Genomic DNA, 26,459 nt, shown 5'->3' on the forward strand with positions numbered 1-26,459 from the left:
TCAGATACTGATAGAGAGCGCGAGCGACCCCAGAAGCCTGCCGACCTCGGCCTGCAACTGCCGCGCCGCGACCGGCAGTCGGTCGGCCTGATGCGAGGGCAGGGAGATGGCCATCGTGGCTGCCGTGGCGCCGAGCGTGATCGGAATCGCCGCGCAGACCGTCCCCAGCGCGTACTCCTGACGCTCCACCACCAGCTCCGTCCGCCGCATCCCGTCCAGGCGCCGCACCAGGGCGTGACCGTCGCGCACGGTGTAGGGCGTGAGGGACCGCACGGGGTAGCGGTCGAGGTGGTCACGGCGGACGTCCTCGCCCAACTGGGCCAGCAGACACTGACCGATCGCGTGCGCGTGCCCCGTCTCACGGAAGTCCGCCCACTCCTCCACCGCCGGGCTGCCGGGGGTGTCGGAGACGCACAGCACCTCGATCTCACCGTCGCGGTACATCGCGTAGTACACCGGTGCGCCGACCAAATCCCGCCACTGCGCCAACGCGTCGACGATCGTGCTGCGACGTTTCTCCTGCGCCCCGCTGCTGCTCAGCCGCTCGGCCGCCTCCCCTAGGAAGAACAGACCCTTGTCGCGGCGGAGATATCCCTCGTGCACGAGGGTGCGCAGCAGGTGGTACGCCGTGGGGAGGGCGAGGCCCGTCTCGCGGGCCAACTGCTTGGCAGGGGCGCCGTGTTCGTGTCCGGCGACGGACTCCAGCAGACGCATGGCCCGTTGGACGGAGCCGATGAGCGTGGCGGCGGACTGCTGCGGGCCGTCGGCTGTCGCGGAGCTCTGCCGGTCAGGGGCTGCGGGGAAGGGCTGCTGGTCGGTGGCCGCCGCGGAGCGCTGCCGCGGCGGGGCCGCCACCGGGCGCTGTTGTGGCACCGGCCTGGGCTGTGGCACCGGCTGCAACCGTGCCACCGGACCCGACCGTTCCACCAAGCCTGGCTGTGCCGCCGGGCCTGGCTGTGGCACCGGTCGCAGTTGTGCGGGGACCGCCACCGAGCGCGGCCAAGTGGACGGGACGGGCAGGGTGGGGCGTGCGTGTGGTTCTACGGGTGCGGTGTCAACCGTGGCCAAGGGTCACTCCCGGAGCGCGAGGAGGCAGCCCGTGCGGGGAACACGGGGAGGGGGTGCGCCGCCCGCGGGGTTCGTCCCCGCGTCGAATTCCGGACTTTAACCGCCCGCCACCGCCCGCAGACGGCCTGTCCGGGAAACTTCCCCCGCCCGAGGGAACCGGTGATTCCTGTTACCGATCACCGGTCGGCCGGCAGGGCCTCACCAGTCGCCGCGTGAGGAGGAGCTAGACGTGAACTTCCGCACGACGTAGATCACTCCGCCGACCAGCGCCACGAAGACCAGCAGCTTGAAGAGCAGTCCGATGACGATGCTCACGACGGTCGCTATCAGCCCGCCGAACACGACCAGGGCGATGACCGGCACCGCGACCCACTTCACCCACCACGGCAGTCCCGCGAAGATCTCTCGCATTGTCCTCGTCCTGTACCTCTCCGCCCGTCGCTCGTACCGGGTCCGGTCTGTGTCCGGCACTCTCGTACCGGATCTCTGATGTCCTGCACTCGATGCTAGGGCGGGCGAAGGCCGAACGGGGGCCTCGCATCCCTTGTCCTCCCCTGACCGTTCCCCTAGGGAACCCTGAGACGCGGGTCAGGCTTCGGGTGGAGAGAACACCACGAGCACCCGCAGATCCTCGCTGATGTGGTGGAACTTGTGGGCCACCCCGGCCGGCACGAAGACCACGCTGCCGCGCGCCACCTGGGTGGTCTCCATGCCGACGGTGATCGCGGCCCGGCCGCTCACGACGAAGTACACCTCGTCCTGGTTGTGCGGCTGCTGCCGGTCGTGCTCACCGGAATCGAGCGCGTACAGGCCGACCGACATGTTCTTCTCTCGCAGGAACTGCAGGTACGCACCGTCGTTGGCGGCACGCTCCGCCTCCAGTTCATCCAACCGGAATGCCTTCATCGCCCTCGTCCACGCTCGGAGTCGATCTCTTCTGTCACGATCAGACACATGAAGAATTTCCTAGTCAAGACGATCGCCAACGCGGGTGCCCTGGCGGTCGCCGTATGGCTGCTCGACAAGATCACCCTCACCGGTGACAGCACCTTCAAGAAGGTCTGGACGCTGCTCCTCGTCGCCCTGGTCTTCGGCCTGGTGAACTTCCTGGTCAAGCCGATCGTCAAGGTGCTGACCTTCCCGCTGTTCATCCTGACGCTCGGTCTGATCACCCTGGTGGTCAACGCGCTGATGCTGATGCTCACTTCATGGCTGGCCGACAAACTCGACCTGAGTTTCCATGTCGAGGGCTTCTGGACCGCCGTCCTGGGCGGCCTCATCATCTCGGTCGTCTCCTGGGCGCTCAACGTCGTCCTGCCCGAAGGGGACTGAGCGCGCGATGACGTACCGCGTCAGCTTCGTCTGCACCGGCAACATCTGCCGTTCGCCGATGGCCGAATCGGTCTTCCGCGCGTGGGTGGCGGAGGCCGGGCTCGACGGTCTGGTCGAGGTCGACAGCGCGGGCACGGACGGCTGGCACGAGGGCGACGGCGCCGACCCGCGCGCCGTCGCCGTCCTGGAGGAGCACGGCTACGGCACCGACCACGTCGCCCGCCGGTTCCAGGTCTCCTGGTTCGGCCGCCTGGACCTCGTCATCGCCCTCGACTCCGGCCACCGCAAGATCCTGCGCCGCCTCGCCCCGACCGAGCAGGACGCCCAGAAGGTCCACCTGCTCCGCTCCTATGACCCGGACGCCGGCGACGACCTCGACGTACGGGATCCGTACTACGGGGGCCTGGACGGCTTCGAGGAGTGTCTTGAGATGGTGGAGGCGGCGAGCGCTGGTCTGCTCGCCGCAGTGCGTGACGAAGTGGAGGGACGAGCGGTATGAGTGATTCCGCTGCAGACAAGGGTGCAGGGGACGGCACGCGCGCGGTGCGGGCCGGTCTGCCCGAGCCGGTCAAGTACGACCCGACGCTCCCCGGGCCGGTGTTCGCCGCGCACTTCCATCTCCCGGGCGAGGCGACGGGCCCGTACAAGTACGGGCGGGACGAGAACCCCACCTGGACCCACTTGGAGCGCGCCATCGGCGAGCTGGAGGCGCCAGGGCGGGACGATGTCGAGACGCTGGTGTTCGCCTCCGGCATGGCCGCCATCTCGTCGGTGCTCTTCTCCCAGCTGCGCGCCGGCGACGCGGTCGTCCTGCCCGACGACGGCTACCAGGTACTGCCCCTGGTGCGCGAGCAGTTGGAGGCGTACGGCATCGAGGTGCGTACCGCGCCGACCGGCGGGGACGCCCAGCTCGACCTCCTCGACGGCGCCAAGCTGCTGTGGATCGAGACGCCGTCGAACCCCGGGCTCGACGTGTGCGACGTACGACGGCTCGCCGAGGCGGCACACGCGCGTGGCGCCCTCGTGGCCGTCGACAACACCCTCGCCTCGCCCCTGGGGCAGCGCCCGCTGGAACTCGGCGCCGACTTCGCCGTGGCGAGCGGCACCAAGCAGCTCACCGGGCACGGGGACGTCCTCCTCGGGTACGTCGCCGGGACCGATGCCACCGCGATGGCCGCCGTACGCCGCTGGCGCAAGGTCGTCGGCGCGATTCCCGGGCCCATGGAGGCCTGGCTCGCGCACCGCTCGGTCGCCACGCTCCAGCTGCGGGTCGACCGGCAGAACGCCACCGCGCTGATCCTCGCTCAGGCCCTGCGCGAACGGACCGACGTGACGGGCCTGCGCTACCCGGGGCTGCCCGACGACCCCTCGTACAAGATCGCCTCGCAGCAGATGCGGCGCTACGGGTGTGTGGTTTCGTTCACGCTGCCCACGCGCACGCGTGCCGAGCGTTTTCTCGACGCGCTGCGGCTCGTGGACGACGCGACGAGCTTCGGCGGAGTGCGGTCGACCGCCGAACGGCGGGGGCGCTGGGGAGGGGACGCGGTACCGGAGGGCTTCGTTCGCCTCTCGGTCGGTGCCGAGGACCCCGAGGACCTGGTGGCCGATGTGTTGCGTGCGCTGGACGAGTCGGCGCGGTGACCGCTTTACGTACCGCCGGTCGGTGTCCGGCTACGCACAACGGACGGTCCGAGCCTCCCCCCTCGTGGCTCGGACCGTCCTCGGTTCTGCGCGCGAAGAACCGCGCGCACAAGGCTAGTTGACTCTGTGTCAGTGTCCAATCACAGTAGCGACAGAGACCTATCGACTTATTTATAGTTGGGCCCTGCCCGGGGCCGGAGGAAGGGTGGGGAGAGGAGAGTGCGTGCCATGGATCTGGCCTTGCTGCGCACCTTCGTCACAGTGCACCGGGCCGGCTCCTTCACCCGCGCAGCGGCCCTGCTCGGCCTCTCACAACCCGCGGTGACGTCCCAGATCCGCACCCTGGAACGGCAGTTGGGCCGCCCCCTCTTCCTGCGCCAGGCCCGTGGGGTCACCCCCACGACCATGGGCGACGAACTCGCGCACAAGGCCGCGCCGCATCTCGACGCCCTCGTGGAGATTGCCGAGACGGGGCCCGACAACGACGCCTCGCTACGCACCCTGCATCTCGCCGGTCCCCCCGAATTCACCGCCGAGCGGGCTCTGCCCGCGCTCACGGAGCTGACCGGCGACGACGGCCAGGGCTTCGCGCTGCGCGCGTCCTTCGGGAACGCCGAGGAAACCCTGGAGGGACTGGCCGCCGGACATCATGATCTGGCCATCAGCACGGCCCGTCCGCGAGGTGCTCTGCTCACCGCGACGACGCTCTGCGACGAGGAGCACGTCCTGGTCGCCGCCCCACACCGGGCCGAGCAGCTCGGCTCCGCGAAGCTCGGCCCCGAGGACGCGCCCGCCCCGGACGACCTCCCCGTGATCGAGGTCCACGAGTCGCTGCCCTTCGTCTCCCGGTACTGGGCCTCCGTCTTCGATTCCCGCCCGGCCGCCCCGGGCACCGTGATCGTGCCGGACCTCCGCGCGGTCCTCGCATGCGCGATCGCGGGCGCCGGGCTCGCGGTACTGCCCCGCTATCTGTGTGCCCTGGCGCTGAAACGCGGCGAGGTCGTCCCGCTCCACGAACCCGCGATTCCACCACTGCGGACGTATTTCCTGGTGGTGCGCACCGGCACTCTCGCGATGCCGCACATCGCCCGGGCCCACGAGTGGTTGCAGCGGGCCGCGACCAACTGGGGCTGACCAGGCACTTTGCCGCCGTTCCGCGACGAACCCGCTGGTTCCACGTGAAACATCACGCTCCGAACCGTCAAGGTGACGTCATGCGATGTTTCACGTGGAACCAGCCGGGCCACATTTCTCCCATGACCGTCCGACCCGTGGTCAAGCGCACCGCACGTGCCGTTCTCCTCGACGGTGACGCCCTGATCCTGATCAAGCGCACCAAACCAGGTGTCGATCCCTACTGGGTCACGCCCGGTGGCGGGGTCGAACCCGAGGACACCACCGTCGTCGATGCCCTGCACCGGGAGGTGTACGAGGAGCTCGGCGCCAAGATCAGCGACGTGGTGCCCTGCTTCGTGGACACCGTCGAGCACATCGGCGCGGACGCGGCCTCGACCGGCGTGAAGGTGCAGCACTTCTTCGTCTGCCACCTGGAGTCCATGGACCCGGCGCTACGCCACGGTCCCGAAGTGGATGAGCCCCTCGGCGAGTACGAGATCGTCAGAGTGCCCTTCACCCGCGTAGGCATCGCGTCCGTCCACCTCGTGCCCCTGTCCCTACGGCACTACCTGGACGGCAACATCGAAGGCGTCCTCGCGATGCATGCCCCCGACCTGGGTTGAGGCCTCCGGCACCGGGTCAGTCCCCGGCAGCCACCAACTCCTCGACCGAGTCGTGCCGTATGCGCTCCGACGGGATGCCGGCGTCCCGCAGGGCGTGGACACCGCTGCGGATCATTCCGGGCGGCCCCGAGACGTAGGCGTCGAACTCGTTCCACGGCCCGTACGTGCGGATGGCGTCCGGGAGTTGGAGATTCCCCTGCCGGTCGACGATCGGCCGGACCGCGAGCCAGGGATGGGACTGCTGGAGCCGAAGCATCGTGTCGATGTCATACAGGTCGTGGTCGGTACGGGCGCCGTAGAACACCTCCACCGGGCGCCGCTCGCCGCGTTCGGCGACGTCCTCGACCAGTGCCTTGATCGGCGCTATGCCGGTGCCGCCGCCGACGCAGAGCAGTCCGCTGTCGGTGGTGTGGTCCACGGTCATCGAGCCGGTCGGCGGGCCGAGCCGGATGACATCGCCGGGCCGGGCGCGGTGCACCAGTGCGTTCGATACCCAGCCCGCGGGGACGGCCTTCACATGGAAGGTCAGCAGCCCGTCCGAGCGGGGCGCCGAGGCGAAGGAGTAGTGCCGCCAGATCCGCGGCCACCAGGGCGTCTCCAGGCTCGTGTACTGCCCGGCGAGGAAGGGATAGGGCTGGTCCGGGCGGACGGTGACGACGGCGACGTCCCGGGTCCTGAGGTCATGGGTGACGACCTCCGCGTGCCACCAGGCCGGAGCGCGAAGTTCGTCCGCTGCGGCCGCGTCGATCATGACCTGCGAGATCGTCGTGTACGCCCGCACCCAGGCCGCCTCCGTCTCGGCGTCCCAGACGGCGGAGGCGTACTTGTTCAGCGCGCCGATGAGGCACTCGCCGACGGCCGGGTAGTGCTCGGCCCTGGTGCCGTACTTGCGGTGTCCGCGGCCGAGGTTCTGCAGATACGCGACGAGGACCTCGGTGTTGTCGATGTGCTCGGCGGCGGTCAGCAACGCCCTGAGCAACCGGTCCCGCTGGGTGTCCATCGCCGCCGGGAACAGCGACCGCAACTCGGGGTGGCGGACGAAGAGCAGCGCGTAGAAGTACGAGGTGACCTTGTCGGCCACGGGGCCGACTTCGGCCATCGTCCGTCGGATGAGTACGGCGTCCGGAGAGGCCTTCTCGGTGGCGGTGACGGGGCCGGAAGAACGCTGGGCGGGCACGCGCACGGGGGCGGCCTGGGCCTGGGCTGGGGCAGCTACCGTGACGGCCGGAGCGGGTGCTGCGGCGGGCTGCGGCGCGGGAGGCAGGGGTGCTGCCGGCGCGGGGGCGGGAGCCATGGGTGGGGCCGGAGTTGAGGGCTGGACGGGGGGCGAGGGCTGAACGGGAGTTGAGCGCTGCGGGGCGGTCACGGCCGACGGTATTCGCTGCTGCCCGGACGTCACATCCTGCTGAGCGGTGTGCCCGTCCGGAGGGGATGCGGGACCGTCGCCACTCGGAGTCGGCGAGACGGGTGGGGCCACTGAGGCGGGTGAAGCCGAGAGGGTGGGAGGAGCCGAGGGGGCTGGTGGAGTCGAGGGTGCCGAACTGTCCGTGGGGGGAAGCTCTGCACTCCCCGCCGCCAGGCCCCTGCGGACCGGACGGAGCACTGCCGGACGCCGTCCCTCGGTCGTCTCACGCTCTTCGCCCGCAGGCACCTCCGGCTGCTTTCGCGGAGTGAACCAACCGCCTCCGCCTCCGCCGCTGCCGCCGGACGTGCCGTTGTCGGCCGACGGGGTGGTCGGAGCGTCCATGGTGTGCCTCGCCTCGAACATCTTTCGGTCGGTCTGCGCGCTTCCTCAGCCGGAAGCTGACTGCTTCCGCGCGGACGGCTTGCTGCTCCCCGTTCGGTCAAGCTGCCGATACAGCCATATCCAACCCACATTCCCACTGCGTACGGACAAGTAAGGCGAGAGTGTGACATTGCCCGCAGTACTCTCCCGCAGCGTCCGGCTCCGGACAAGAACCGGAGTCGACCCTACCGGCCCATGGTCCGCACACAAATGCCGCCTCGCTCCCCCGCGAACAGAGGGAGGGGCGAACCATCGATTCCCTCAATTACCGGGCGCCGCGCACCAATTCGTAGGCATCCCATAGATCCCGCCCCTCATAGGAGTGGGTCGCGAGGCCCGACAGATGCTGATCCGCGTTGACCGCGACGGAGACGGGCACGGCACCGAACAGGTCCTTGTCCGACATCGAGTCGCCGTACGCGACGCAGTCCGCCCGCGTCACCCCGAACTCCTCACACAGCCGGTCCGCGATCACCACCTTGGCAGCGGAGCTGAGAACTCCGGTCAGGTCCATGGACGGCGCGGTGAACGGCACGGCGGGGAAAAGCGATCCGTGTGCCGCGTGGGCGCCCCAACCCGTGAGCCGTTCCACAAAAAAGGAAGGCGAGAGCGATACGACGGCGCAGTATTCGCCGGCGCTCCTGATCTCGGCCCAGACCTCACGGATCCGCGCCAGCCAAGGGGCTCCTTCAAAGGCCGCCGCCACGTGCGCCTCGGTGAGATCCGCCCATAGCGTGTACACGCGGGTCGCATACTCCGGCGGCCCGATCAGCCCGGTCGAGATCGCCTGTTCGAGTTCCACCGTCTCGGCCTCCAGGCCGAGTTGACGGGAGATCTCCATGGGCGCGCTGGTTCCGTGCAGCAAAGTACCGTCGAGGTCGAAGAGATGAAGTCTCGCCATGAGCCACGAGGTTAATGGGCGGACCTGTGGCACCTTCCCCGAGGCTGCCGGATGCTCGCCGTTCGCCGGTGTTTCACGTGAAACATCCGGCTTCTGTGGGTGCGTTGTGCCGCTGATCACGACATGGCCAAAAGCACGTACGTCTCACCGGAAACAGGTGGACGCCGACAATGCACGTCAGACAGCCTGACCTGCGTGCCGACTCCTTCCCTCGCCGCTCTGCCCATCCGCCGGCTGACACTCCGCGATCGCCTCGCCTGCGCCGACTTGTCCGAAGACCGGGGGTGGCCACGCGAGGAACACAAGTGGGGCTTTCTCCTCAGCGCCGGAAAGGGCTACGGCATCGACGCCCCCGAAGGCGGTCTCCTCGCGGCATGCGTCGTCACGGAGTACGGCCCGCAGGACCGCCCGGATCTGGTTGCCATCGGTATGGTCCTGGTCGCCGAGCGGTACGCCCGTCAGGGCGTGGGCCGCCGACTGATGAGCCACCTGGTCTCAGCGATGGGCACCGCACCGCTGACCCTGTACGCGACCCCGAACGGCCGCCCGCTCTACGAAGAACTCGGCTTCAAGGCGACCGGCCGAGCCGAGACCCTGCGCGGCCACTTCACATCTGCCGGACCCGAGTCCCCGATCGCCACCCGTGCGGCCACGGCCGATGACCTCACCGGCATTCTGCGCCTCGACGAGGCGGTGTTCGGCACCGACCGCACGCCCCTCATCACGCGACTGCCCGCCTTCTCCGACCAGTTGAGGCTCGCGGAGGAGAACGGCCGGATCATCGGCTACGCGGCCGCCTGGCCCAACATGGACACCCAGGTCGTGGGCCCACTGATCGCACAGGACACGGAGACGGCAAAGGCCCTCCTGGCCTCCCTCGCCGCCCACACCGACCGTCCCCTGCGCACCGACATCGACGTACGCCACGAGGAGCTGCTGTCCTGGGCGAAGGAACACGGCCTCGCATCCTCCGCCCTCAACTCCGTGATGACGTACGGCATCGCCGAACTGCCCGGCGACTGGACACGACGGTTCGCCCCACTCACGGTCGCGGCCGGCTGACAGCCCCCGAACACGCAGAACGCCGGTTCCCGACCAACCTCGTCGAGAACCGACGTTTCCGTCACCCACAGACGTCAGACAAGCGCCTCTACGGCGGCCTGGGCGAAGCCGTGGTCCTGCGCGGGTGCGCCGCCACCGACCCCGATCGCTCCGATCAGCCGGCCGTCACGGTGCACCGGGATGCCGCCCGCGATGAACAGCAGCGGCCGGTCGAGCGCGGTGGGCAGGGTGTGGAAGAGGCCTCCGGGCTGCACGGCGTCGACGAGGTCGGCAGTGGGCGCGTTCAGCTGGAGCGCTGTGTACGCCTTGCGGGTGCTGGTCTCACCGGAGATCAGCACAGCCTGGTCGTCCCGCCGGAAGGCGAGCAGATGGCCGCCCGCGTCCAGCACGGTGATGCTCACGGTGACCCCGGCGGCCTCCGCGGCTCGGCGGGCCTCGGCGACGAGCGCTTCGGCGTCCTGGATGGTCAGCGGGGTTACGGCGGTGGTGATGGTCACCAGGGTTTCTCCTTGCGGGTGTTGCTGTTTCTGGTGGTGGTCGGACAGCCGAGGCCGGCTGTTGGTCGGGAGACCGAGGCCGGTGGGGATGCACGGGGACGGCCCTGGCCCCGCGTCTCCCCGTTCGGCCGGGCGCGGTCAGTGATGGACGGCGGTCCGCTGCTCGCTCGGCGTGCCGGCCGCCATCACGGCGCCGTGGGCACTCGTGCGGCGCTCCAGGGCGGCCGAGAGGAACGCGAGGACCAGGGCGGCCGCGGCGAGGACGGCGCCAACCCAGTTCGGGGCGGTATAGCCGAAGCCGGCCGCGATGACGATGCCGCCGAGCCACGCGGACAGCGCGTTGCCGAGGTTGAACGCGCCGATGTTCACGGCCGAGGCCAGCGTCGGGGCGCCGTGCGCCTGGTCGAGGACACGCTTCTGCAGCGGCGGCACGGTGGCGAAGCCCAGGGCGCCGATGAGTGCGATGGTGACGGCCGCCGCGATCTTGTTGTGCGCGGTGACCGTGAAGAGCGCGAGCACGACGGCCAGGGAGCCCAGCGAGACGTACAGCATGGGCATCAGGGCACGGTCGGCGAACTTGCCGCCGACGAGGTTGCCGCCGACCATGCCGAGGCCGAAGAGGACGAGCAGCCAGGTGACGGAGCCGTCGGCGAAGCCGGCGACGTGGGTCATCATCGGCGCGATGTAGGTGATGGCCGCGAAGACGCCGCCGAAGCCGAGGACGGTCATCGCCATGGCGAGCAGGACCTGGGTGTTCTTGAAGGCGGCCAGTTCGTGCCGCAGCCGTACGCCCTCGGGTTTGGGCAGGTCGGGCACCAACTTGGCGATACCGGCCAGGCCGATCACACCGAGGCCCGCGACGATGGCGAAGGTGACGCGCCAGCCGACGGACTGCCCGACGAGGGTGCCCAGCGGGACGCCTACGACGTTGGCGACGGTCAGTCCGGTGAACATCATCGCGATGGCCCCGGCCTTCTTGTCCGGGGCGACCAGTTCGGCCGCGACGACCGAGCCGATGCCGAAGAAGGCGCCGTGGGCGAGCGAGGCGACCACGCGGCCGATCAGCATCACGGAGAAGCTGGGGGCGACGGCGGAGAGCAGGTTGCCGAGGATGAACAGGCCCATCAGCAGCATCAGCATCCGCTTGCGGGGGACCTTGGTGCCGAGCACGGTCATCAGCGGGGCGCCGATCACCACACCCAGCGCGTAGCCGGTGACCAGCAGTCCCGCGGTGGGGATGGAGACCCCGAAGTCACCCGCGACCTGGGGCAGCAACCCCATGATCACGAACTCGGTCGTTCCGATTCCGAAGGCCCCGATCGCTAGGGCCAGAAGCGCGAGAGGCATGTGGAGGTACCCTTCCCAGAAGATTGCAGGAGCGCTTTGCGTGCGTTCACAATAGTTGTAGACGCGGGCTACATGCAAGCGCGGACTATTTCATCTGTGCTCTATCCTGGGTTCAGCCGCTCCGGGACGGAGGAAACGCCAATGACAGCGACGGACCCCGCACTCACCGCCCTCGCCCAGGGCTGGTGCGCCCTCTCTTTGCTGCACGGGAGGATCGAGGCGCACATCGAGCGCGCCCTGCAGGCCAAGCACGACCTGAGCATGCGCGAGTACTCGCTGCTCGACGTGCTCAGCCGACAGCACGACGGTGACGGGGGCCATCTGCAGATGCGGCAGGTCGCCGACGCGGTCGTCCTCAGCCAGAGCGCCACCACCCGGCTGGTCACCCGGCTGGAGGACCGCGGCCTGCTCGCGCGGTACCTGTGCCCGACCGACCGACGGGGCATCTACACGAACGTCTCCGAGGCCGGCCTCGCCCTGCTCGAAGAGGCCCGCCCGACCAACGACACCGCCCTGCGCGAGGCCCTCGACGCGGCGGCCGCGAACCCCGAACTGGCGCCACTGGTCCGGGTCGTGGAGTCGATGAACGTGCCCGCGTAGGTCCGTCCCGCACCCACACACCTCTGCCTAAGGTGTGGTCATGGGAGATCTTGAAATACGAGCCGCGGTCACCGAGGACGTCCCCGCCATCGTCGCCATGCTCGCCGACGACCCTCTGGGTTCCCAACGCGAGTCACCGGACGACTTGACGCCCTACCTGGCCGCCCTGGACCGTCTGACCGCCGACCCGAACCAGCACCTCGTCGTCGCCGTCCGCGAGGACCGCGTCGTCGGCACCCTCCAACTCACGGTCATTCCGGGGCTGTCCCGCAAGGGCGCCACACGCTCGATCATCGAGGCCGTACGCATCCACGCGGATGAGCGGGGCAGCGGCCTGGGCACACAGCTCATCGAGTGGGCGATCGCCGAATCGCGGCGCCAGGACTGCCAGTTGGTCCAGCTGACGTCGGATGTCACGCGGACAGACGCTCACCGGTTCTACGAGCGACTCGGCTTCACCGCCTCGCACGTGGGCTTCAAGCTCCCCCTCTGAGAAGACCTCTCCTCCGAAGAGGGAGCGAAGCATCCGTCCCGGCCGACAGCGGGAGGGCGTCATGTTTCACGTGAAACATGACGCCTCTACGGCTACGGCGGCTAGCGGATCCCCCGCCACCCCTCCGGGTCCACCCCACCCGGCACGGAAGCGTTCTCCTCGTACGGCTGACGGGTGAAGACGAACGATCCGAGGTCCAGGTGACTCAGGGACCCGTCCGGGCCCCGTACGGGCCGTAGGGCCTCTCCGGCGTAGTAACCCTCCAGCCCGGTCCAGGTGCCGTCATCGTTGGCCCGGAACCGCGAACGGCGGCCGTTGCCGACCAGCGGCTCCAGCGAGGCCGCACCGTCGGCCGTCAGCCGCAGGGCGAAGCCGTGCGTACCCCAGTACCACTGCCCCGCCAACTCCAGTGCGGCGGCGTCGACTTCGGGAATCGGACGCCATGGCTCGGGAATCCTCGGCTCGGCCTCGGCGACGATCCGGACGAGATCGGCGCCCACCGAGGACAGCAGAGGCCCCGAGGTGCAGTTGGCCAGGACGACGGCCGAGACGTCGTCGGCCAGGCTGATGGTGAGGTTCGCCAGGAAACCAGGCAACGATCCGGAATGGCCGACGAGCAGCCGCCCATCGCGGTGCTGGACCTGCAGGCCGAGACCGTAAGCGGAGCCGTCCACGACATCGGCGGCCTCTGCCGGTGCCGCTGGGGTCCGCATCTCCCGTACGGACTCCGCGCTCAGAACCCGGTCGTCCCCATGGGCGAGGAAGACGGCGAACCGCGCCAAGTCGCCGGTGGTGGACCAGAGTTGACCGGCAGACGCCATCCGGCCCAGATCCTCGGCGGGTTCCGGCAACAGCGCATCGGCCCAGGGATGCACCGCCCAGCCACCCGCGTGCGGTGCCTGCGGCTGAGCACTCGTACGGTCGAGGCCCAGGGGTTCGAGCACTTCCCGCCGGAGTACGTCCTCCCACGGGGCGCCCCGCAACTCCTCGACAAGCGCGCCCAACACCGAATAGCCGGGATTCGAATAGTGGAACCGGCGGCCCACCGGATGCAGCAGCGGCTGTTCGCCCAGCACGTCGCGGAGCTCCGGACGCAGGGAACCCGGCGTCCGCTCCCACCAGGGCGCGGGCGACTCGGCCGCCAACCCGCTTGTGTGCGCGAGCAGTTGAGCGATGGTGGCCTCCCCCGCGCCGGTGCCGGGCAGATGCTTCTCCAGCGGGTCACCGAGGTCGAGGACGCCCTCGTCGCGCAGCCGCAGAACCAGGACGGCGGTGAACGTCTTGGTGATCGAGCCGATCCTGTACTGCACGTTCTCGTCCGGCCCGTGCCCGTCCACAGAGGTCCGCGCGCCGTGCCACACCGCCTGCCCGTCCCGCACCACCGCCGCGACCAACGACGGCGCCCGTCCCTCGGCCTGGGCCACGGCGATCCGATGCAGCAGCGCCCGGCGGGTACCGGGAAGCAAGTCGTCCTGAGATGTCGTCATGCCCCCAGTCCATCCGGCGGGACGGCCGTACGTCGAGCACATTTCTCGGGACACGGCCCCGGGTCGGCCGCCTACAGTCGCCCGGTCACGTCTGCGCCATGTCCACGAAGCGCGAGTAGTGGCCCTGGAAGGCAACGGTGATCGTCGCCGTCGGGCCGTTACGGTGCTTGCCCACGATGATGTCGGCCTCGCCCGCGCGCGGGGACTCCTTCTCGTACGCGTCCTCGCGGTGCAGCAGGATGACCATGTCGGCGTCCTGCTCGATGGAGCCGGACTCACGCAGGTCGGACACCATCGGCTTCTTGTCCGTGCGCTGCTCGGGACCACGGTTCAGCTGCGAGAGCGCGATCACCGGGACCTCCAGCTCCTTGGCCAGGAGCTTGAGGTTTCGGGACATGTCCGAGACCTCCTGCTGACGGCTCTCTTGGCGCTTGGAGCCACCGGCCTGCATCAGCTGCAGATAGTCGATGATCACCAGCTTGATGTCGCTGCGCTGCTTGAGCCGACGGCACTTGGCGCGGATCTCCATCATCGAGAGGTTCGGGGAGTCGTCGATGTAGAGCGGTGCCGACGACACCTCGGGCATCCGGCGCGCCAGCCGCGTCCAGTCCTCGTCGGTCATGGTGCCGGAGCGCATGTGGTGCAGGGCGACTCTGGCCTCGGCGGACAGCAGACGCATCGCGATCTCGTTGCGCCCCATTTCGAGGGAGAAGATGACGCTCGGGAGGTTGTTCTTGATCGACGCCGCGCGAGCGAAGTCGAGCGCGAGTGTGGACTTACCCATGGCGGGACGGGCCGCGATGACGATCATCTGGCCCGGGTGCAGACCGTTGGTGAGCGAGTCGAGGTCGGTGAACCCGGTGGGTACGCCGGTCATCTCGCCGCTGCGTGAGCCGATCGCCTCGATCTCGTCGAGCGCGCCCTCCATGATGTCGCCGAGTGGAAGGTAGTCCTCACTGGTCCGCTGCTCAGTGACCGCGTAGATCTCGGCCTGGGCCCGGTTGACGATCTCGTCGACGTCGTCGTCGGCCGCGTATCCCATCTGGGTGATGCGCGTGCCGGCCTCGACCAAGCGGCGCAGGACGGCGCGCTCGTGGACGATCTCCGCGTAATACTCGGCGTTCGCCGCCGTGGGGACGGTCTGGACGAGCGTGTGCAGATACGATGCGCCGCCGACTTTGTTGATCTCACCGCGCTTGGTGAGTTCGGCGGCGATGGTGATCGGGTCGGCCGGCTCGCCCTTGGCGTAGACGTCGAGGATCGCCTGGTAGATCGTCTCGTGCGCGGGTTTGTAGAAGTCGTGACCCTTGAGGACCTCGACGACATCGGCGATGGCGTCCTTGGACAGGAGCATGCCGCCGAGCACGGACTGCTCGGCATCGAGATCCTGCGGCGGCACGCGTTCGAAGGCCGAACCCGCGCCTTCCCACTCGCCGCCCTCCCTGCCGCGGTCGTGCTGCTCGTCCCGGCCGCGGCCTCCGTCACCTCGTCGTCGGGAAGCGGGCAGACGATCACTTGGACCGCTCTCGGCCCACGGGTCGTCCAAGGGCTCGGAAATACTCACCGAGCCACCTCCTCCCGTCCGTCGAGCGGACCTCGCCATGCCCCTTATTTCTACGGCACGGCACTGACAAATGAAGCGCCCAACTCCGGTACGGGCGCGTCGGTTTTGTGATGGTTCTCAGGCCGACGGACGGAGCGGGCGCCGGTCCACCGTAGGCCCGCGGGCACCGTCAGCCAATCTGGTTATCCACAGGCCATGTGGACGACGGCCCGGATGCTGTGGAGAACCTGCCAAAACCTGTGCACGACCCGGTGGACAGCCCTGTGAACAAGACCTCGCCACTTCCGCCGTAACCGATCTGACCTGCTCCTTTCCCGTCCACCGGCTGTGCAGAAGAAAAACTTTCCACATCGGACCAAGATCGCTTCGAACAGTGCGCGAGAGGACACGAGGCGAGATCAAAGGTAAGGGTCAGAAAGCAATTGCATCTCTTACCTGTGGACGATTAGATTAGTGCTCATGACACAGGCTCCTGCGGCCACCAGGGCTGCCCGACGACAGCACGACCGAGAGATCGTCATGCTGGCCGTTCCGGCCTTCGGCGCACTCGTCGCCGAGCCTCTCTTCGTCATGGCCGACAGCGCGATCGTCGGCCATCTCGGCACGGCACAACTAGCCGGACTCGGAGTCGCATCCGCCCTCCTGGGGACAGCCGTGAGCGTCTTCGTCTTCCTCGCCTATGCCACCACTGCGGCCGTCGCCCGACGCGTCGGCGCTGGTGATCTCCAGGCCGCCATCCGCCAGGGCATGGACGGCATCTGGCTCGCCCTGCTGATCGGCGCCACCGTCATAGCCGTCGTCCTCCCCTCGGCGCCCGCCCTCGTCGACCTCTTCGGCGCCTCGGACACCGCCGCCCCGTTCGCGACGACCTACCTGCGGATCTCCTCCATCGGCATCCCGGCCATGCTGATCGTCCTCGCCGCCACCGGAGTCCTCCGCGGACTGCAGAACACCAAGACACCTCTCTACGTCGCCGTCTCGGGCTTCGTCGCCAACGGCGTCCTCAACGTAGGGCTCGTCTACGGCGCCGACCTCGGCATCGCCGGTTCCGCCTGGGGCACTGTCATCGCCCAGTGGGGTATGGCTGCCGTGTATCTCGTCGTGGTCGTCCGTGGAGCCCGCCGACATGGCGCCTCCCTCAGCCCGGACGCCGCAGGGATACGAGCCTCTGCCCAGGCCGGCATACCGCTCCTCGTACGCACCCTCTCCCTGAGAGCGATCCTCCTGATCGCCACCGCTGTCGCGGCCCGTCTCGGGGACGCAGACATCGCCGCCCACCAGATCATCCTGTCCCTGTGGTCTCTGCTGGCCTTCGCACTCGACGCCATCGCGATCGCGGGTCAGGCCATCATCGGCCGCTACCTCGGTGCGGACGATCCCGCGGGTGCCCGAGCCGCCTGCCGTCGCATGGTGCAGTGGGGGATCGCCGTCGGAGTGGTGCTCGGTCTCCTGGTGATCCTGTCCCGCCCGCTCTTCCTCCCTCTGTTCACCAGCGACCCCACCGTCAAGGACACCGCCCTGCCCGCCTTGATCATGGTCGCGCTCTCCCAGCCGATCTGTGGCGTCGTCTTCGTCCTGGACGGGGTACTGATGGGTGCGGGAGACGGACCGTATCTCGCCGGGGCGATGGTGGTGACCCTGGCGGTCTTCGCTCCAGTGGCGCTGCTCGTACCAGCTCTCGGCGCCGGACTGACCGCACTCTGGGGAGCGATGACCCTGATGATGACGGTGCGGATGCTGACGCTCCTGCTGCGGGCCCGCTCAGGACGCTGGGTTGTCACGGGCGCGACCCGCTGACCGTTTCACGTGAAACACGACGCACCGTCATGTTTCACGTGAAACATGAGCGCCGCAGGGCCGCCTCGAACGCAACACACGGGCCACGTATGCCCCGTCCCGGAACACAGCAGAGGGGCCGCACCCCAACGGGTGCGGCCCCTCTCTCAGCTGTGCCGAGTGCAGCGATCAGGCTGCGATGACCTCGATGTTGACCTTGGCGGCAACCTCGGGGTGCAGACGCACGGACGTCTCGTGGGCGCCCAGGGTCTTGATCGGGGCAGACAGCTCGATACGACGCTTGTCGACCTCGGGGCCACCCGAAGCCTTGATCGCGGAAGCGATGTCGGCCGGGGTGACGGAACCGAAGAGACGACCGGCGTCGCCGGAGCGGACGGCCAGCCGGACCTTGACGCCTTCGAGCTGGGCCTTCACAGAGTTGGCCTGCTCGATGGTCTGGATCTCGTGGATCTTGCGAGCACGACGGATCTGCTCGACGTCCTTCTCGCCACCCTTGGTCCAGCGGATAGCGAACTTCCGCGGGATCAGGTAGTTGCGAGCGTAACCGTCCTTGACGTCGACGACGTCGCCCGCGGCACCGAGGCCGGAGACCTCGTGGGTGAGGATGATCTTCATTAGTCGGTCACCCTTCCCTTATCGCGCGGTGGAGGTGTAGGGCAGCAGCGCCATCTCACGGCTGTTCTTCACAGCCGTGGCGACGTCACGCTGGTGCTGCGTGCAGTTGCCGGTCACGCGGCGGGCACGGATCTTGCCGCGGTCGGAAATGAACTTCCGCAGCATGTTCGTGTCCTTGTAGTCCACGTACTGGACCTTGTCCTTGCAGAATGCGCAGACCTTCTTCTTCGGCTTGCGCACAGGCGGCTTCGCCATGGTGTATCTCCTGTGTGATCAAGAAGTGTGGGTACGACCCACCCTCGGCCCGAGGACCTAGAAGGGGGGTTCGTCCGAGTAGCCGCCACCGCCGCCACCGCTGGCGCCGCCGGAGTTTCCACCCCAGCCGCCGCCACCGCCGCCGCCCTGGTTTCCACCGGCAGGAGCGCCGGTGGCCCACGGGTCGTCGGCAGGAGCGCCGCCGGCCGGCTGACCGCCGCCGGAGTTTCCACCCCAGCCGCCGCCACCCTGGCCACCGCCACCGCCGAAACCGCCGCCCTGGCCACCGCGAGCGCCACCGGCGGTCTTGGTGACCTTGGCCGTGGCACTGCGCAGGCTGGCGCCGACTTCCTCGACGTCCAGTTCGTAGACCGTGCGCTTGACGCCCTCACGGTCCTCGTAGGACCGCTGCTTCAGCCGACCCTGCACGATGACGCGCATGCCTCGCTGGAGCGATTCGGCGACGTTCTCCGCCGCCTGACGCCAGACCGAGCAGGTGAGGAAGAGGCTTTCGCCGTCCTTCCACTCATTCGTCTGGCGGTCGAAGGTGCGGGGAGTGGACGCGACACGGAATTTCGCGACCGCCGCACCGGACGGGGTGAAGCGCAGCTCGGGGTCGTCGACAAGATTGCCGACGACCGTGATGACGGTCTCGCCTGCCATGGGGGAACCTCTCGGCGGGTTTGCTGCTGGCTGCTTGGTGCTGCTACTCGAATCCCGAGATCAGCTGAGCTGGATGCTCAGTGGGTCTCGGGGCGGAGGACCTTGGTCCGGAGGACCGACTCGTTCAGGTTCATCTGGCGGTCGAGCTCCTTGACGACCGCAGGCTCGGCCTGCAGGTCGATGACCGAGTAGATGCCCTCGGGCTTCTTCTTGATCTCGTACGAGAGACGACGACGGCCCCAGGTGTCGACCTTCTCGACCTTTCCGTTGCCCTCACGGACGACGGAGAGGAAGTTCTCGATCAGGGGGGAGACAGCGCGCTCCTCCAGATCGGGGTCGAGGATGACCATCACCTCGTAGTGACGCATGTGGAACCCACCTCCTTTGGACTCAGCGGCCACGGTCGATCCGTGGCAGGAGGGTTGTGATGCGTAAGCAACAGTGTGTGCCAGTAAAACAGCCGCCACTGACATCGGGTGCCCCTGGCGGGGATTCCGAGTCGTGACATGGGCAGACACCAGTGCAGAGGGTACAGAGTACCCGCACACCGGCTTCCGGTTGAAATCCGGTGGCGGAGAGCGTCAATCTGTACACATCGGGTGCGTCCGGCGCGACGATGCGCCGCCTTCCGCAGGAGGTGCCATATGGCACAGGCATTGCGACCCAACACCGCCGGTTCTCTTTTCGCCACAGACGGCAAGCCTCATCCGCTCCAGGACACGCTGCTCGCGGTGACCGTGGTGCTCGGGCTGACCGCGTTCATCACCGGGTTCTTCCACAACCTGCATCTGCTCAGCTCGTGGGCCGGCCTGGTGGGGATCCTCACCGGCGCGTACGGACAGTGGATCTCCGAGACGACGCGGGAGCGCTTCGGCCTGATCCTGGGTCTCGGTGCCGCGGGTGTCGGATTCTTCCTCGGCATGGCGCACGGCGGCCTGTTCGGCGGCGTCATCAGCTGACGGCCCGGACGCCGCAGTCCGAACTCCGCGTAAAACAGCACGGAACGCCTTGGCGGCCAACAGGCCGAGGCGAAGGTTGCATACGCCCAGTCGGGGCGCTCGCAAGGCGCAGTAGGCTTCGGCGCGAGAGCCGGAGCCCCTGTACCCATGGGGACACACCAGCCCGAGGAGCGCCCCGAATGAGCCTGACCCTGAGGACCATCAGCCGTGAGCAGCATCTGGCATTCATCCAGAGCCTGCCCTCGGCGAGCCACATGCAGGTCCCGGCATGGGCTGATGTGAAGGCGGAGTGGCGCTCCGAGAGCCTCGGCTGGTTCGACGAGAAGACAGGCGAGCTGGTCGGCGCGGGCCTGGTCCTCTACCGCCAACTCCCCAAGATCAAGCGGTATTTGGCCTATCTGCCCGAGGGCCCGGTCATCAACTGGTTCGCGCCGAATCTGGACGACTGGATCCAGCCGATGCTGGCCCACCTCAAGCACCAGGGCGCCTTCTCGGTGAAGATGGGCCCGCCGGTCATCATCCGGCGCTGGGAGGCCACCTCCATCAAGGCCGGCATCCAGAACCCGGACGTGAAGCGACTGCGGGACATCGAGGCCGACTTCATCGAACCGCGCGCCTTCGAGGTGGCCGACAAGCTGCGCCGTATGGGCTGGCAACAGGGTGAGGACGGCGGCGCGGGCTTCGGCGACGTCCAGCCGCGCTACGTCTACCAGGTGCCGCTGGCGAACCGCTCCCTCGAAGAGGTCCACAAGAACTTCAACCAGCTGTGGCGCCGGAACATCAAGAAGGCCGAGAAGGCCGGTGTCGAGGTCGTCCAAGGCGGTTACCACGACCTTGAGGAATGGCAGCGGCTGTACGAGATCACGGCGGTGCGCGACCACTTCCGGCCCCGCCCGCTGTCGTACTTCCAGCGCATGTGGACGGCCCTCAACACCGAGGACCCCAACCGGATGCGGCTGTACTTCGCCCGGCACGACGGGGTGAACCTGTCGGCGGCGACGATGCTCGTGGTCGGCGGACACGTCTGGTACTCCTACGGCGCCTCCGACAACATCGGGCGTGAGGTCCGGCCCTCGAACGCGATGCAGTGGCGGATGCTGCGCGACGCCTACGCGCTCGGCGCCACCGTCTACGACCTGCGCGGCATCTCCGACTCGCTGGACGAGACCGACCACCTCTTCGGTCTGATCCAGTTCAAGGTGGGCACCGGCGGGCAGGCCGCCGAGTACCTCGGCGAGTGGGACTTCCCGCTCAACAAGCTGCTCCACAAGGCGCTCGACATCTACATGTCGCGCCGCTGACCTCACGGTCCTCGCTTCGATAACGTCGACAGCTTCCATACTTCTGATACACCGCAGCCACCCGAAAGGTTCCAGGTCCGGCCATGGCGCTCACGCTCTACGTCGACACCGCGCGCTGGCGGGCGCATCACAAGCACGTTGCCGGGCAGTTCCCGGGGCTCGTCCCGGTCTGCAAGGGCAACGGCTACGGCTTCGGGCACGAGCGGCTGGCGGAGGAGGCGACGCGGCTCGGCGCGGACGTCCTCGCCGTCGGCACGACGTACGAGGCCGCCCGGATCAAGGACTGGTTCGGCGGTGACCTGCTGGTGCTGACGCCGTACCGCCGCGGCGAGGAGCCCGTTCCGCTGCCGGACCGGGTCATCCGCTCGGTGTCGTCCATCGACGGCGTGTACGGCCTCGTGGGCGCGCGTGTGGTCATCGAGGTGATGTCCTCGATGAAGCGTCACGGCGTGAGCGAGCAGGAACTGCCGCAGCTGCACTCCGCCATAGAGAACGTGCGCCTGGAGGGCTTCGCCATCCACCTCCCGCTGGACCGCACCGACGGCTCGGACGCCGTCGAGGAGGTCATCGGCTGGATGGACCGTCTGCGGGCCGCCCGGCTGCCGTTGCACACGATGTTCGTCAGCCACCTCAAGGCCGAGGAACTGGCCCGGCTGCAGCAGCAGTTCCCGCAGACCCGCTTCCGCGCCCGTATCGGCACCCGCCTGTGGCTGGGGGACCACGAGGCCACCGAGTACCGCGGGGCGGTCCTGGACGTCACCCGGGTCTCCAAGGGCGACCGCTTCGGCTACCGCCAGCAGAAGGCGGCCTCGGACGGCTATCTGGTGGTCGTGGCGGGCGGTACGTCGCACGGAGTGGGCCTGGAGGCCCCCAAGGCGCTGCACGGCGTCATGCCGCGCGCCAAGGGCGTCGCCCGCGCCGGCCTCGCCACGGTCAACCGGAACCTTTCTCCGTTCGTCTGGGACGGCAAGCAGCGCTGGTTCGCCGAGCCGCCGCACATGCAGGTCTCGATCCTGTTCGTACCGGCGGAGGCGGCCGAGCCGAAGGTGGGCGAGGAACTGGTGGCCCATCTGCGGCACACCACTACGCAGTTCGACCGCATCGTGGATCGCTGAGCCACGCTAGGACAGCCGAAAGGCCGTACACGGGACCTCCCGTGTACGGCCTTTTCGTGTGGTCGCGCCGTCTTTCGCAGGTTCTTCCGCGCCCTGTTCGCTCACAGCGAACGGTCGGCCGGCCCCTCGCTGCCCCACTCCACCTGAGGTCCCTCAAAGGGGGCCGCGTGCCGCCCGGGACGGGCCGCAGCCCCGAAAACGAAGACATCCTCCGCCCTGTCGAGCACCCCGCCCGAGGGGTCGTCGTCACCCGCCAGGCGCACCACGTCCCGTTCCGGCATGAGGATGTCGCGCACGATCACGGCGCACAGGTAGAGCGTGCCCAGGAGGTGCAGGCCGATGGCCCAGTGGTAACCGTCGGTCGGCAGGCCCTTGTGGGCGTCTCCGCTGGTCGTGTACGCGAGGTACATCCAGATCCCCAGGAAGTACGCCACCTCGCACGCCTGCCAGATCAGGAAGTCCCGCCACTTCGGCCGGGCCAACACGGCCAGCGGGACCAGCCACAGCACGTACTGCGGCGAGTAGACCTTGTTGGTCAGGATGAACGCCGCGACGATCAGGAAGGCCAGCTGGGCGAAGCGCGGCCGGCGCGGAGCGGTCATCGTGAGCGCCGCGATGCCCGCGCAGCACAGCAGCATCAGCAGCGTGGCGAACGTGTTGACGGTGTCGGTGCTGAGCGGGTCGCTGGAGTTCTGCGCCAGGATCAGCCAGAACGAACCGAAGTCGACGCCCCGTTCCTGACTGAACGTGTAGAACTTCGACCAGCCGTCGAAGGCGAAGAGCATCACCGGCAGGTTCACCGCCAGCCAGGCGACGGCAGTTCCTCCGAACGCCTTCCCGAAGTCCCGCCACTTGCCCGCACGCCAGCACAGCAGGAACAGCGGGCCGAGCAGGAAGACGGGATACAGCTTGGCGGCCGTAGCAAGGCCCAACAGGACGCCGAACGCGAGGGAACGGCCCCGCGACCACATCAGCATCGCCGCGGCCGTCAGAGCGACCGCCAGGAGGTCCCAGTTGATGGTGGCGGTCAGCGCGAAGGCGGGTGCCAGGGCGACCAGCAGACCGTCCCAGGGCCGACGGGCGTGCGTGCGGCTGACACAGACGACGATGACGGCCGCGCACACCATCAGCATTCCGGCGTTGACCATCCAGTACCACTGTTCCTGGTGCTGGATGCTGCCGCTGCCCGGTGTGAGCCAGGCGGCCACCTCCATGAACACACCGGTCAGCACCGGGTATTCGAGGTACTGCATGTCGCCGGGCAGCTTGTCGAAGTACGGCACGAGCCCGTCGGCGAAACCGCGCCCCTGGTAGAGGTGCGGGATGTCCGAGTAGCACGCGTGCGTGTACTGCGAGCTGGCCCCGAAGAACCAACCGCTGTTGTAGCAGGGCGCCTTCTGGACCAGGCCGAGGGCGAACATGCCGATCGCCACCAACGCGACGACCCGTACGGGAGTCCACCAGGACGTCCCCAGGAGAGCGCGCCGGCCGATGGGGCCACCGATCAGTTCACTCCCGGCGGCGGCGACCTGGTCGTCCTTGGTCGGCCGTACCGGATCCGGCTCGTGCACGCTCGTGGGCGTCAGTTCTGCACTGGGCATGGGGCACATCCTGCCGTACGGACCTAGGTGTACGCCGAGGGCCGCCGCACCTCGTGGGTGCGACGGCCCTCGTTTCACGTGAAACATCCAGTGAAGGGTGTTTCACGTGAAACACCCTTCATAGGCGATATGGCGGCTACCCGGTTGAGCCTCCGAAGATGCCCCCGTTACTGCTGCCTCTACTGGTGCCACTGGATTCCGTAGCAGTGGCCGTGTCCGTCGGCGTGGACGTCACACCTCCGTCGGTGCTACCGCCGTCGCTGCACTGCCAGCTGAACTTGCAGGACTCAGTGGCTGAAGGTGTCGAACTCGGCGTCTCACTGGGCGTTTCGCTCGGCGTCTCGCTGGGCGTCTCAGTCGGTGTCACGACGGGCGTCGGAGTGGGAGTCGGGGCACCGTCTTCGTTCGACACCTTGTCGATCTTGGTGGCGTCCGGGAAGCCGGGGTCTGACTTGCCCTTCAGTGCGCCCTCCATGTACGCGGTCCATACCGCCGTCGGGATGTCACCACCGTGGATGGACGCCACGCCCGCCGTGCCGTTCATGGAGAGCAGTTCGGCGTCCTTGGGGTTCTCCCTGAACATCGCGACCGACGTCGAGAGCTGCTGGGTGTAGCCGACGAACCAGGCCGACTTGTTGCTGTCGGTGGTACCGGTCTTGCCGGCCGCAGCGCGGCCCAGAACCTTGGCGGCCTTAGCCGTACCGTTCTGGATGACGTTCTCCAGGGTGTCCGTGACGTTGTTCGCCACGTTCTCCGGCATCGCCTGCTTCACGGTCGGCTTGGTGAAGCCGGACACCGGCTGCCCGTCATGCTTGACGGCAGTCACCGAGTACGGGTCCGCCTGCTTGCCCGAGGCGGCGAACGTGGCGTACGCGTCGGCCATCCGGATCGCACTGGGCGTCGAGGTACCGATGGCGAAGGACGGGTTCAGCGTGGCGAAACTGTCGTCCAGTATCCCGGACGCCTTGGCCACGTCCCGCACCTTCGAGTTGCCCACGTCCATGCCCAGTTGCACGAACGGCGTGTTGATGGACTGCTCCATCGCCTTGCGCAGCGTGATGTAGCCCCAGGGGTAGTTGCTCTCGTTGTTCTGGTAGAAGATCGAGTTGTCCTTGTTCAGGACGCTCGTGCCGTCCTGGTTTCTGACCTTGAGATGGTCGTCGCCGTTGTACTTGCTCAGCGGCGAGATCCCGACGCCGTCGGTCTTGTACGTGCCGTACTCCATGGCGGCGGCGAGCACGAACGGCTTCCAGGTCGAACCCACCGGGACACCGGAGGTGTTGGCGTTGTTGGTGAAGTGGCCGTTCTCGTAACCGTCGCCTCCGTAGAGGGCGACGATCGCTCCGTCCTTGGGCACCACCGACGCCGCGCCGAACTGGACGTACTTGTCCAGGTCACGCTTCTTCGGGTCGATGCGCTCCTTCTGGATCTTCTTCACGGCCGCGCTCAGCTCGTTGACCTTGTCCTTCTGGAAGGTCGTGTAGATCTGGTAGCCGCCCTGGTCGAACTCGGCCTGCGAGATGTTCGAGTGGCTCAGGACGTACTTCTTGGCCGTGTCCACCAGATAGCTGATCTGGCCGGTCATGCCCTTGGTCGCCTTGAGCCCCTGAGGCATGGGGTACTTCTTGATGGCCGTCTGGTACTCGACGTCCGTGATGCGCTTGTCGTTGTGCATCTGCTCGAGGATCCAGCTCCAACGCGCCTTGGAGCGCGCGGTGTTGGACTTGGCGTCCGCCGCGGGGTCTATGTTCGTGGCGCCGATCGGGTCGTAGTACGTCGGACCCTTCAACAGCGCTGCCAAGAAGGCGCACTGGCTCGGCGTCAGTTTGACTGCGTCCACGCCGTAGTAGGTCTGCGCGGCGGCCTGGATGCCGTAGGCGCCGCGGCCGTAGTACGAGGTGTTCAGGTAGCCCTGGAGGACCTGCTGCTTGCTGAGCTGGGTGCCCACCTTTATGGAGATGAACATCTCCTTGAACTTACGGGTGACCGTCTGTTCCTGGCTCAGGTAGGTGTTCTTGACGAACTGCTGGGTGATCGTCGAACCACCCTGCGTCTGGCCGCCCCGGGCCATGTTGGCCAGGGCGCGGGCAATGCCCATGGGGTCGACGCCCGAGTCCGTGTAGAAGCTCTTGTTCTCGGCCGAGATCACCGACCACTGCATGGCCTGGGGAATCTGGGCGATCGTGATGTTCTGGCGGTTGGCCCCGGTGCCCGTGGCGACCATCTGGTCACCGTTGGACCAGTAGTAGACGTTGTTCTGCGACTTGGCCGCATCGTTCTCGCTGGGGATGCCGACCATCGCGTAGCCGACACCGACCGCGGCCACGAGGCTGCCGAAGAAGAACAGGCACAGGCCGGAGACAAGCTTCCAGGAGGGCATCCAGCGGCGCCATCCGTACTTGTCGAAGCGCGGATAGTCGATGAACCGCTTCTTGCCGGGCGCGGGAGCGCGGCCTCTGCCCCGGCCGGGCCCGTTCGGGCCGCCGGGACCTTGGCCGGCGGGCTCTCTGCGACGGCCGCCGCCTCTCTGCGCAGCCCGACGTGCTTCGGCGCGGCTGCCGTACTGGCGCTCCTCACCCCCCGGCTCTGCGGGGTTCGACCCATAGGAGTCGGAGGGAGACCCGGTGGTGGCGCCT

General features: G+C 68.1%; 27 protein-coding genes. 12 read left to right on the forward strand and 15 right to left on the reverse strand.

Going from position 1 to position 26,459, the window contains the following annotated elements; all coding sequences use genetic code 11:
* The 3 genes from ACGFY9_RS00445 to ACGFY9_RS00455 form a co-directional block, all read right to left on the reverse strand.
* A complete protein-coding gene (locus ACGFY9_RS00445; protein WP_393750497.1) occupies positions 1 to 855 on the reverse strand; it encodes an IclR family transcriptional regulator in 855 nt (284 codons plus the stop codon).
* A 411-nt stretch (positions 856 to 1,266) separates the two neighbouring features.
* A complete protein-coding gene (locus ACGFY9_RS00450) occupies positions 1,267 to 1,479 on the reverse strand; it encodes a DUF5326 family protein (protein ID WP_019055111.1) in 213 nt (70 codons plus the stop codon).
* A 177-nt stretch (positions 1,480 to 1,656) separates the two neighbouring features.
* A complete protein-coding gene (locus ACGFY9_RS00455; protein ID WP_393750499.1) occupies positions 1,657 to 1,974 on the reverse strand; it encodes a cupin domain-containing protein in 318 nt (105 codons plus the stop codon).
* A 48-nt stretch (positions 1,975 to 2,022) separates the two neighbouring features.
* On the opposite strand from ACGFY9_RS00455, the gene ACGFY9_RS00460 reads away from it, so the two are divergent.
* From ACGFY9_RS00460 to ACGFY9_RS00480, 5 genes are all read left to right on the forward strand, one after another.
* Positions 2,023 to 2,400 (forward strand): phage holin family protein, encoded by a 378-nt coding sequence (locus tag ACGFY9_RS00460; protein ID WP_384153526.1) that lies wholly within the window; start codon positions 2,023 to 2,025, stop codon positions 2,398 to 2,400.
* Positions 2,401 to 2,407: 7 nt separating this feature from the next.
* Positions 2,408 to 2,899 (forward strand): low molecular weight protein-tyrosine-phosphatase, encoded by a 492-nt coding sequence (locus tag ACGFY9_RS00465; RefSeq protein WP_393750501.1) that lies wholly within the window; start codon positions 2,408 to 2,410, stop codon positions 2,897 to 2,899.
* A complete protein-coding gene (locus tag ACGFY9_RS00470; protein WP_393750503.1) occupies positions 2,896 to 4,041 on the forward strand; it encodes a cystathionine gamma-lyase in 1,146 nt (381 codons plus the stop codon). Before ACGFY9_RS00465 ends, ACGFY9_RS00470 begins: the two co-directional genes overlap by 4 nt.
* 228 nt (positions 4,042 to 4,269) lie before the next feature.
* On the forward strand, positions 4,270 to 5,175 hold the full coding sequence (locus tag ACGFY9_RS00475; RefSeq protein ID WP_393750505.1) for a LysR family transcriptional regulator: 906 nt from the start codon (positions 4,270 to 4,272) through the stop codon (positions 5,173 to 5,175).
* A gap of 122 nt (positions 5,176 to 5,297) precedes the next feature.
* Positions 5,298 to 5,780: an NUDIX domain-containing protein gene (locus tag ACGFY9_RS00480; protein ID WP_328830369.1), complete on the forward strand. Its 483-nt coding sequence runs from the start codon at positions 5,298 to 5,300 to the stop codon at positions 5,778 to 5,780.
* 16 nt (positions 5,781 to 5,796) lie between these two features.
* Here ACGFY9_RS00480 and ACGFY9_RS00485 read toward each other — a convergent pair whose 3' ends face one another.
* Positions 5,797 to 7,548, reverse strand: a complete 1,752-nt coding sequence (locus ACGFY9_RS00485) for a globin domain-containing protein (RefSeq protein ID WP_393750507.1) — start codon at positions 7,546 to 7,548, stop codon at positions 5,797 to 5,799.
* Positions 7,549 to 7,831: 283 nt separating this feature from the next.
* Complete coding sequence (locus tag ACGFY9_RS00490; RefSeq protein ID WP_393751731.1) at positions 7,832 to 8,467, reverse strand: HAD family hydrolase; 636 nt, start codon at positions 8,465 to 8,467, stop codon at positions 7,832 to 7,834.
* 195 nt (positions 8,468 to 8,662) lie between these two features.
* Here ACGFY9_RS00490 and ACGFY9_RS00495 point away from each other — a divergent pair, with 195 nt between their 5' ends.
* Complete coding sequence (locus ACGFY9_RS00495; protein ID WP_393750509.1) at positions 8,663 to 9,529, forward strand: GNAT family N-acetyltransferase; 867 nt, start codon at positions 8,663 to 8,665, stop codon at positions 9,527 to 9,529.
* A gap of 74 nt (positions 9,530 to 9,603) precedes the next feature.
* Here ACGFY9_RS00495 and ACGFY9_RS00500 read toward each other — a convergent pair whose 3' ends face one another.
* Positions 9,604 to 10,026, reverse strand: coding sequence for a heme-binding protein (locus tag ACGFY9_RS00500; protein ID WP_393750511.1), 423 nt, complete (start codon positions 10,024 to 10,026; stop codon positions 9,604 to 9,606).
* A 138-nt stretch (positions 10,027 to 10,164) separates the two neighbouring features.
* Entirely contained in the window at positions 10,165 to 11,373 is a 1,209-nt protein-coding gene (locus ACGFY9_RS00505) for an MFS transporter (protein WP_393750513.1), read from the reverse strand.
* A gap of 141 nt (positions 11,374 to 11,514) precedes the next feature.
* Here ACGFY9_RS00505 and ACGFY9_RS00510 point away from each other — a divergent pair, with 141 nt between their 5' ends.
* Both ACGFY9_RS00510 and ACGFY9_RS00515 read left to right on the forward strand, forming a co-directional pair.
* Positions 11,515 to 11,973 carry a MarR family winged helix-turn-helix transcriptional regulator gene (locus ACGFY9_RS00510; protein ID WP_393750515.1) on the forward strand — a complete coding sequence of 153 codons (459 nt, stop codon included), beginning with the start codon at positions 11,515 to 11,517 and terminating at the stop codon, positions 11,971 to 11,973.
* 40 nt (positions 11,974 to 12,013) lie between these two features.
* Positions 12,014 to 12,466, forward strand: a complete 453-nt coding sequence (locus ACGFY9_RS00515; protein ID WP_393750517.1) for a GNAT family N-acetyltransferase — start codon at positions 12,014 to 12,016, stop codon at positions 12,464 to 12,466.
* A 101-nt stretch (positions 12,467 to 12,567) separates the two neighbouring features.
* Here the strand turns inward: ACGFY9_RS00515 and ACGFY9_RS00520 are convergent, their stop codons facing one another.
* Both ACGFY9_RS00520 and dnaB read right to left on the reverse strand, forming a co-directional pair.
* On the reverse strand, positions 12,568 to 13,953 hold the full coding sequence (locus tag ACGFY9_RS00520; RefSeq protein WP_393750519.1) for a serine hydrolase domain-containing protein: 1,386 nt from the start codon (positions 13,951 to 13,953) through the stop codon (positions 12,568 to 12,570).
* 85 nt (positions 13,954 to 14,038) lie between these two features.
* Positions 14,039 to 15,517 carry a replicative DNA helicase gene (gene dnaB / locus ACGFY9_RS00525; protein WP_026150108.1) on the reverse strand — a complete coding sequence of 493 codons (1,479 nt, stop codon included), beginning with the start codon at positions 15,515 to 15,517 and terminating at the stop codon, positions 14,039 to 14,041.
* 459 nt (positions 15,518 to 15,976) lie between these two features.
* Here dnaB and ACGFY9_RS00530 point away from each other — a divergent pair, with 459 nt between their 5' ends.
* The gene (locus ACGFY9_RS00530) at positions 15,977 to 17,314 is read left to right on the forward strand and encodes an MATE family efflux transporter (RefSeq protein ID WP_393750521.1); all 1,338 of its coding nucleotides are present in this window, start codon (positions 15,977 to 15,979) and stop codon (positions 17,312 to 17,314) included.
* A gap of 168 nt (positions 17,315 to 17,482) precedes the next feature.
* Here ACGFY9_RS00530 and rplI read toward each other — a convergent pair whose 3' ends face one another.
* The 4 genes from rplI to rpsF all read right to left on the reverse strand — a co-directional run bounded on the left by rplI (position 17,483) and on the right by rpsF (position 19,215).
* The gene (gene rplI / locus ACGFY9_RS00535) at positions 17,483 to 17,929 is read right to left on the reverse strand and encodes a 50S ribosomal protein L9 (protein ID WP_019073380.1); all 447 of its coding nucleotides are present in this window, start codon (positions 17,927 to 17,929) and stop codon (positions 17,483 to 17,485) included.
* Positions 17,930 to 17,947: 18 nt separating this feature from the next.
* Positions 17,948 to 18,184 (reverse strand): 30S ribosomal protein S18, encoded by a 237-nt coding sequence (gene rpsR, locus ACGFY9_RS00540; protein WP_006381652.1) that lies wholly within the window; start codon positions 18,182 to 18,184, stop codon positions 17,948 to 17,950.
* 57 nt (positions 18,185 to 18,241) lie between these two features.
* On the reverse strand, positions 18,242 to 18,847 hold the full coding sequence (locus ACGFY9_RS00545) for a single-stranded DNA-binding protein (protein ID WP_393750523.1): 606 nt from the start codon (positions 18,845 to 18,847) through the stop codon (positions 18,242 to 18,244).
* Between the two features lie 77 nt (positions 18,848 to 18,924).
* Positions 18,925 to 19,215, reverse strand: coding sequence for a 30S ribosomal protein S6 (gene rpsF, locus ACGFY9_RS00550; RefSeq protein WP_006604399.1), 291 nt, complete (start codon positions 19,213 to 19,215; stop codon positions 18,925 to 18,927).
* Between the two features lie 276 nt (positions 19,216 to 19,491).
* Here rpsF and ACGFY9_RS00555 point away from each other — a divergent pair, with 276 nt between their 5' ends.
* From ACGFY9_RS00555 to ACGFY9_RS00565, 3 genes are all read left to right on the forward strand, one after another.
* Positions 19,492 to 19,806, forward strand: a complete 315-nt coding sequence (locus ACGFY9_RS00555; RefSeq protein WP_318017438.1) for a hypothetical protein — start codon at positions 19,492 to 19,494, stop codon at positions 19,804 to 19,806.
* A gap of 179 nt (positions 19,807 to 19,985) precedes the next feature.
* Positions 19,986 to 21,107, forward strand: a complete 1,122-nt coding sequence (femX, locus tag ACGFY9_RS00560) for a peptidoglycan bridge formation glycyltransferase FemX (RefSeq protein WP_033285753.1) — start codon at positions 19,986 to 19,988, stop codon at positions 21,105 to 21,107.
* 83 nt (positions 21,108 to 21,190) lie between these two features.
* Complete coding sequence (locus tag ACGFY9_RS00565; protein WP_393750525.1) at positions 21,191 to 22,222, forward strand: alanine racemase; 1,032 nt, start codon at positions 21,191 to 21,193, stop codon at positions 22,220 to 22,222.
* Positions 22,223 to 22,323: 101 nt separating this feature from the next.
* On the opposite strand, the gene ACGFY9_RS00570 is transcribed toward ACGFY9_RS00565, so the two are convergent.
* On the reverse strand, positions 22,324 to 23,823 hold the full coding sequence (locus ACGFY9_RS00570) for a glycosyltransferase family 87 protein (protein ID WP_393750527.1): 1,500 nt from the start codon (positions 23,821 to 23,823) through the stop codon (positions 22,324 to 22,326).
* Between the two features lie 136 nt (positions 23,824 to 23,959).
* Complete coding sequence (locus tag ACGFY9_RS00575; RefSeq protein ID WP_393751733.1) at positions 23,960 to 26,203, reverse strand: transglycosylase domain-containing protein; 2,244 nt, start codon at positions 26,201 to 26,203, stop codon at positions 23,960 to 23,962.
* Positions 26,204 to 26,459: the final 256 nt, after the last annotated feature.

It is taken from the genome of Streptomyces sp. NPDC048504, assembly GCF_043200035.1.
Taxonomy (GTDB): domain Bacteria; phylum Actinomycetota; class Actinomycetes; order Streptomycetales; family Streptomycetaceae; genus Streptomyces.

Excerpts from the sequence above, each read along its gene's own strand:
- rpsF (WP_006604399.1), bottom strand. The coding sequence starts at position 19,215 with ATGCGTCACTACGAGGTGATGGTCATCCTCGACCCCGATCTGGAGGAG.
- ACGFY9_RS00485 (WP_393750507.1), bottom strand. The coding sequence starts at position 7,548 with ATGTTCGAGGCGAGGCACACCATGGACGCTCCGACCACCCCGTCGGCC.
- ACGFY9_RS00505 (WP_393750513.1), bottom strand. The coding sequence starts at position 11,373 with ATGCCTCTCGCGCTTCTGGCCCTAGCGATCGGGGCCTTCGGAATCGGA.
- ACGFY9_RS00510 (WP_393750515.1), top strand. The coding sequence starts at position 11,515 with ATGACAGCGACGGACCCCGCACTCACCGCCCTCGCCCAGGGCTGGTGC.
- femX (WP_033285753.1), top strand. The coding sequence starts at position 19,986 with ATGAGCCTGACCCTGAGGACCATCAGCCGTGAGCAGCATCTGGCATTC.
- ACGFY9_RS00545 (WP_393750523.1), bottom strand. The coding sequence starts at position 18,847 with ATGGCAGGCGAGACCGTCATCACGGTCGTCGGCAATCTTGTCGACGAC.
- ACGFY9_RS00460 (WP_384153526.1), top strand. The coding sequence starts at position 2,023 with ATGAAGAATTTCCTAGTCAAGACGATCGCCAACGCGGGTGCCCTGGCG.
- ACGFY9_RS00520 (WP_393750519.1), bottom strand. The coding sequence starts at position 13,953 with ATGACGACATCTCAGGACGACTTGCTTCCCGGTACCCGCCGGGCGCTG.
- ACGFY9_RS00480 (WP_328830369.1), top strand. The coding sequence starts at position 5,298 with ATGACCGTCCGACCCGTGGTCAAGCGCACCGCACGTGCCGTTCTCCTC.
- ACGFY9_RS00470 (WP_393750503.1), top strand. The coding sequence starts at position 2,896 with ATGAGTGATTCCGCTGCAGACAAGGGTGCAGGGGACGGCACGCGCGCG.
- rpsR (WP_006381652.1), bottom strand. The coding sequence starts at position 18,184 with ATGGCGAAGCCGCCTGTGCGCAAGCCGAAGAAGAAGGTCTGCGCATTC.
- ACGFY9_RS00475 (WP_393750505.1), top strand. The coding sequence starts at position 4,270 with ATGGATCTGGCCTTGCTGCGCACCTTCGTCACAGTGCACCGGGCCGGC.
- ACGFY9_RS00575 (WP_393751733.1), bottom strand. The coding sequence starts at position 26,203 with ATGCCCTCCTGGAAGCTTGTCTCCGGCCTGTGCCTGTTCTTCTTCGGC.
- ACGFY9_RS00490 (WP_393751731.1), bottom strand. The coding sequence starts at position 8,467 with ATGGCGAGACTTCATCTCTTCGACCTCGACGGTACTTTGCTGCACGGA.
- rplI (WP_019073380.1), bottom strand. The coding sequence starts at position 17,929 with ATGAAGATCATCCTCACCCACGAGGTCTCCGGCCTCGGTGCCGCGGGC.
- ACGFY9_RS00530 (WP_393750521.1), top strand. The coding sequence starts at position 15,977 with ATGACACAGGCTCCTGCGGCCACCAGGGCTGCCCGACGACAGCACGAC.
- ACGFY9_RS00570 (WP_393750527.1), bottom strand. The coding sequence starts at position 23,823 with ATGCCCAGTGCAGAACTGACGCCCACGAGCGTGCACGAGCCGGATCCG.
- ACGFY9_RS00515 (WP_393750517.1), top strand. The coding sequence starts at position 12,014 with ATGGGAGATCTTGAAATACGAGCCGCGGTCACCGAGGACGTCCCCGCC.
- ACGFY9_RS00455 (WP_393750499.1), bottom strand. The coding sequence starts at position 1,974 with ATGAAGGCATTCCGGTTGGATGAACTGGAGGCGGAGCGTGCCGCCAAC.
- ACGFY9_RS00565 (WP_393750525.1), top strand. The coding sequence starts at position 21,191 with ATGGCGCTCACGCTCTACGTCGACACCGCGCGCTGGCGGGCGCATCAC.
- ACGFY9_RS00450 (WP_019055111.1), bottom strand. The coding sequence starts at position 1,479 with ATGCGAGAGATCTTCGCGGGACTGCCGTGGTGGGTGAAGTGGGTCGCG.
- ACGFY9_RS00465 (WP_393750501.1), top strand. The coding sequence starts at position 2,408 with ATGACGTACCGCGTCAGCTTCGTCTGCACCGGCAACATCTGCCGTTCG.
- ACGFY9_RS00555 (WP_318017438.1), top strand. The coding sequence starts at position 19,492 with ATGGCACAGGCATTGCGACCCAACACCGCCGGTTCTCTTTTCGCCACA.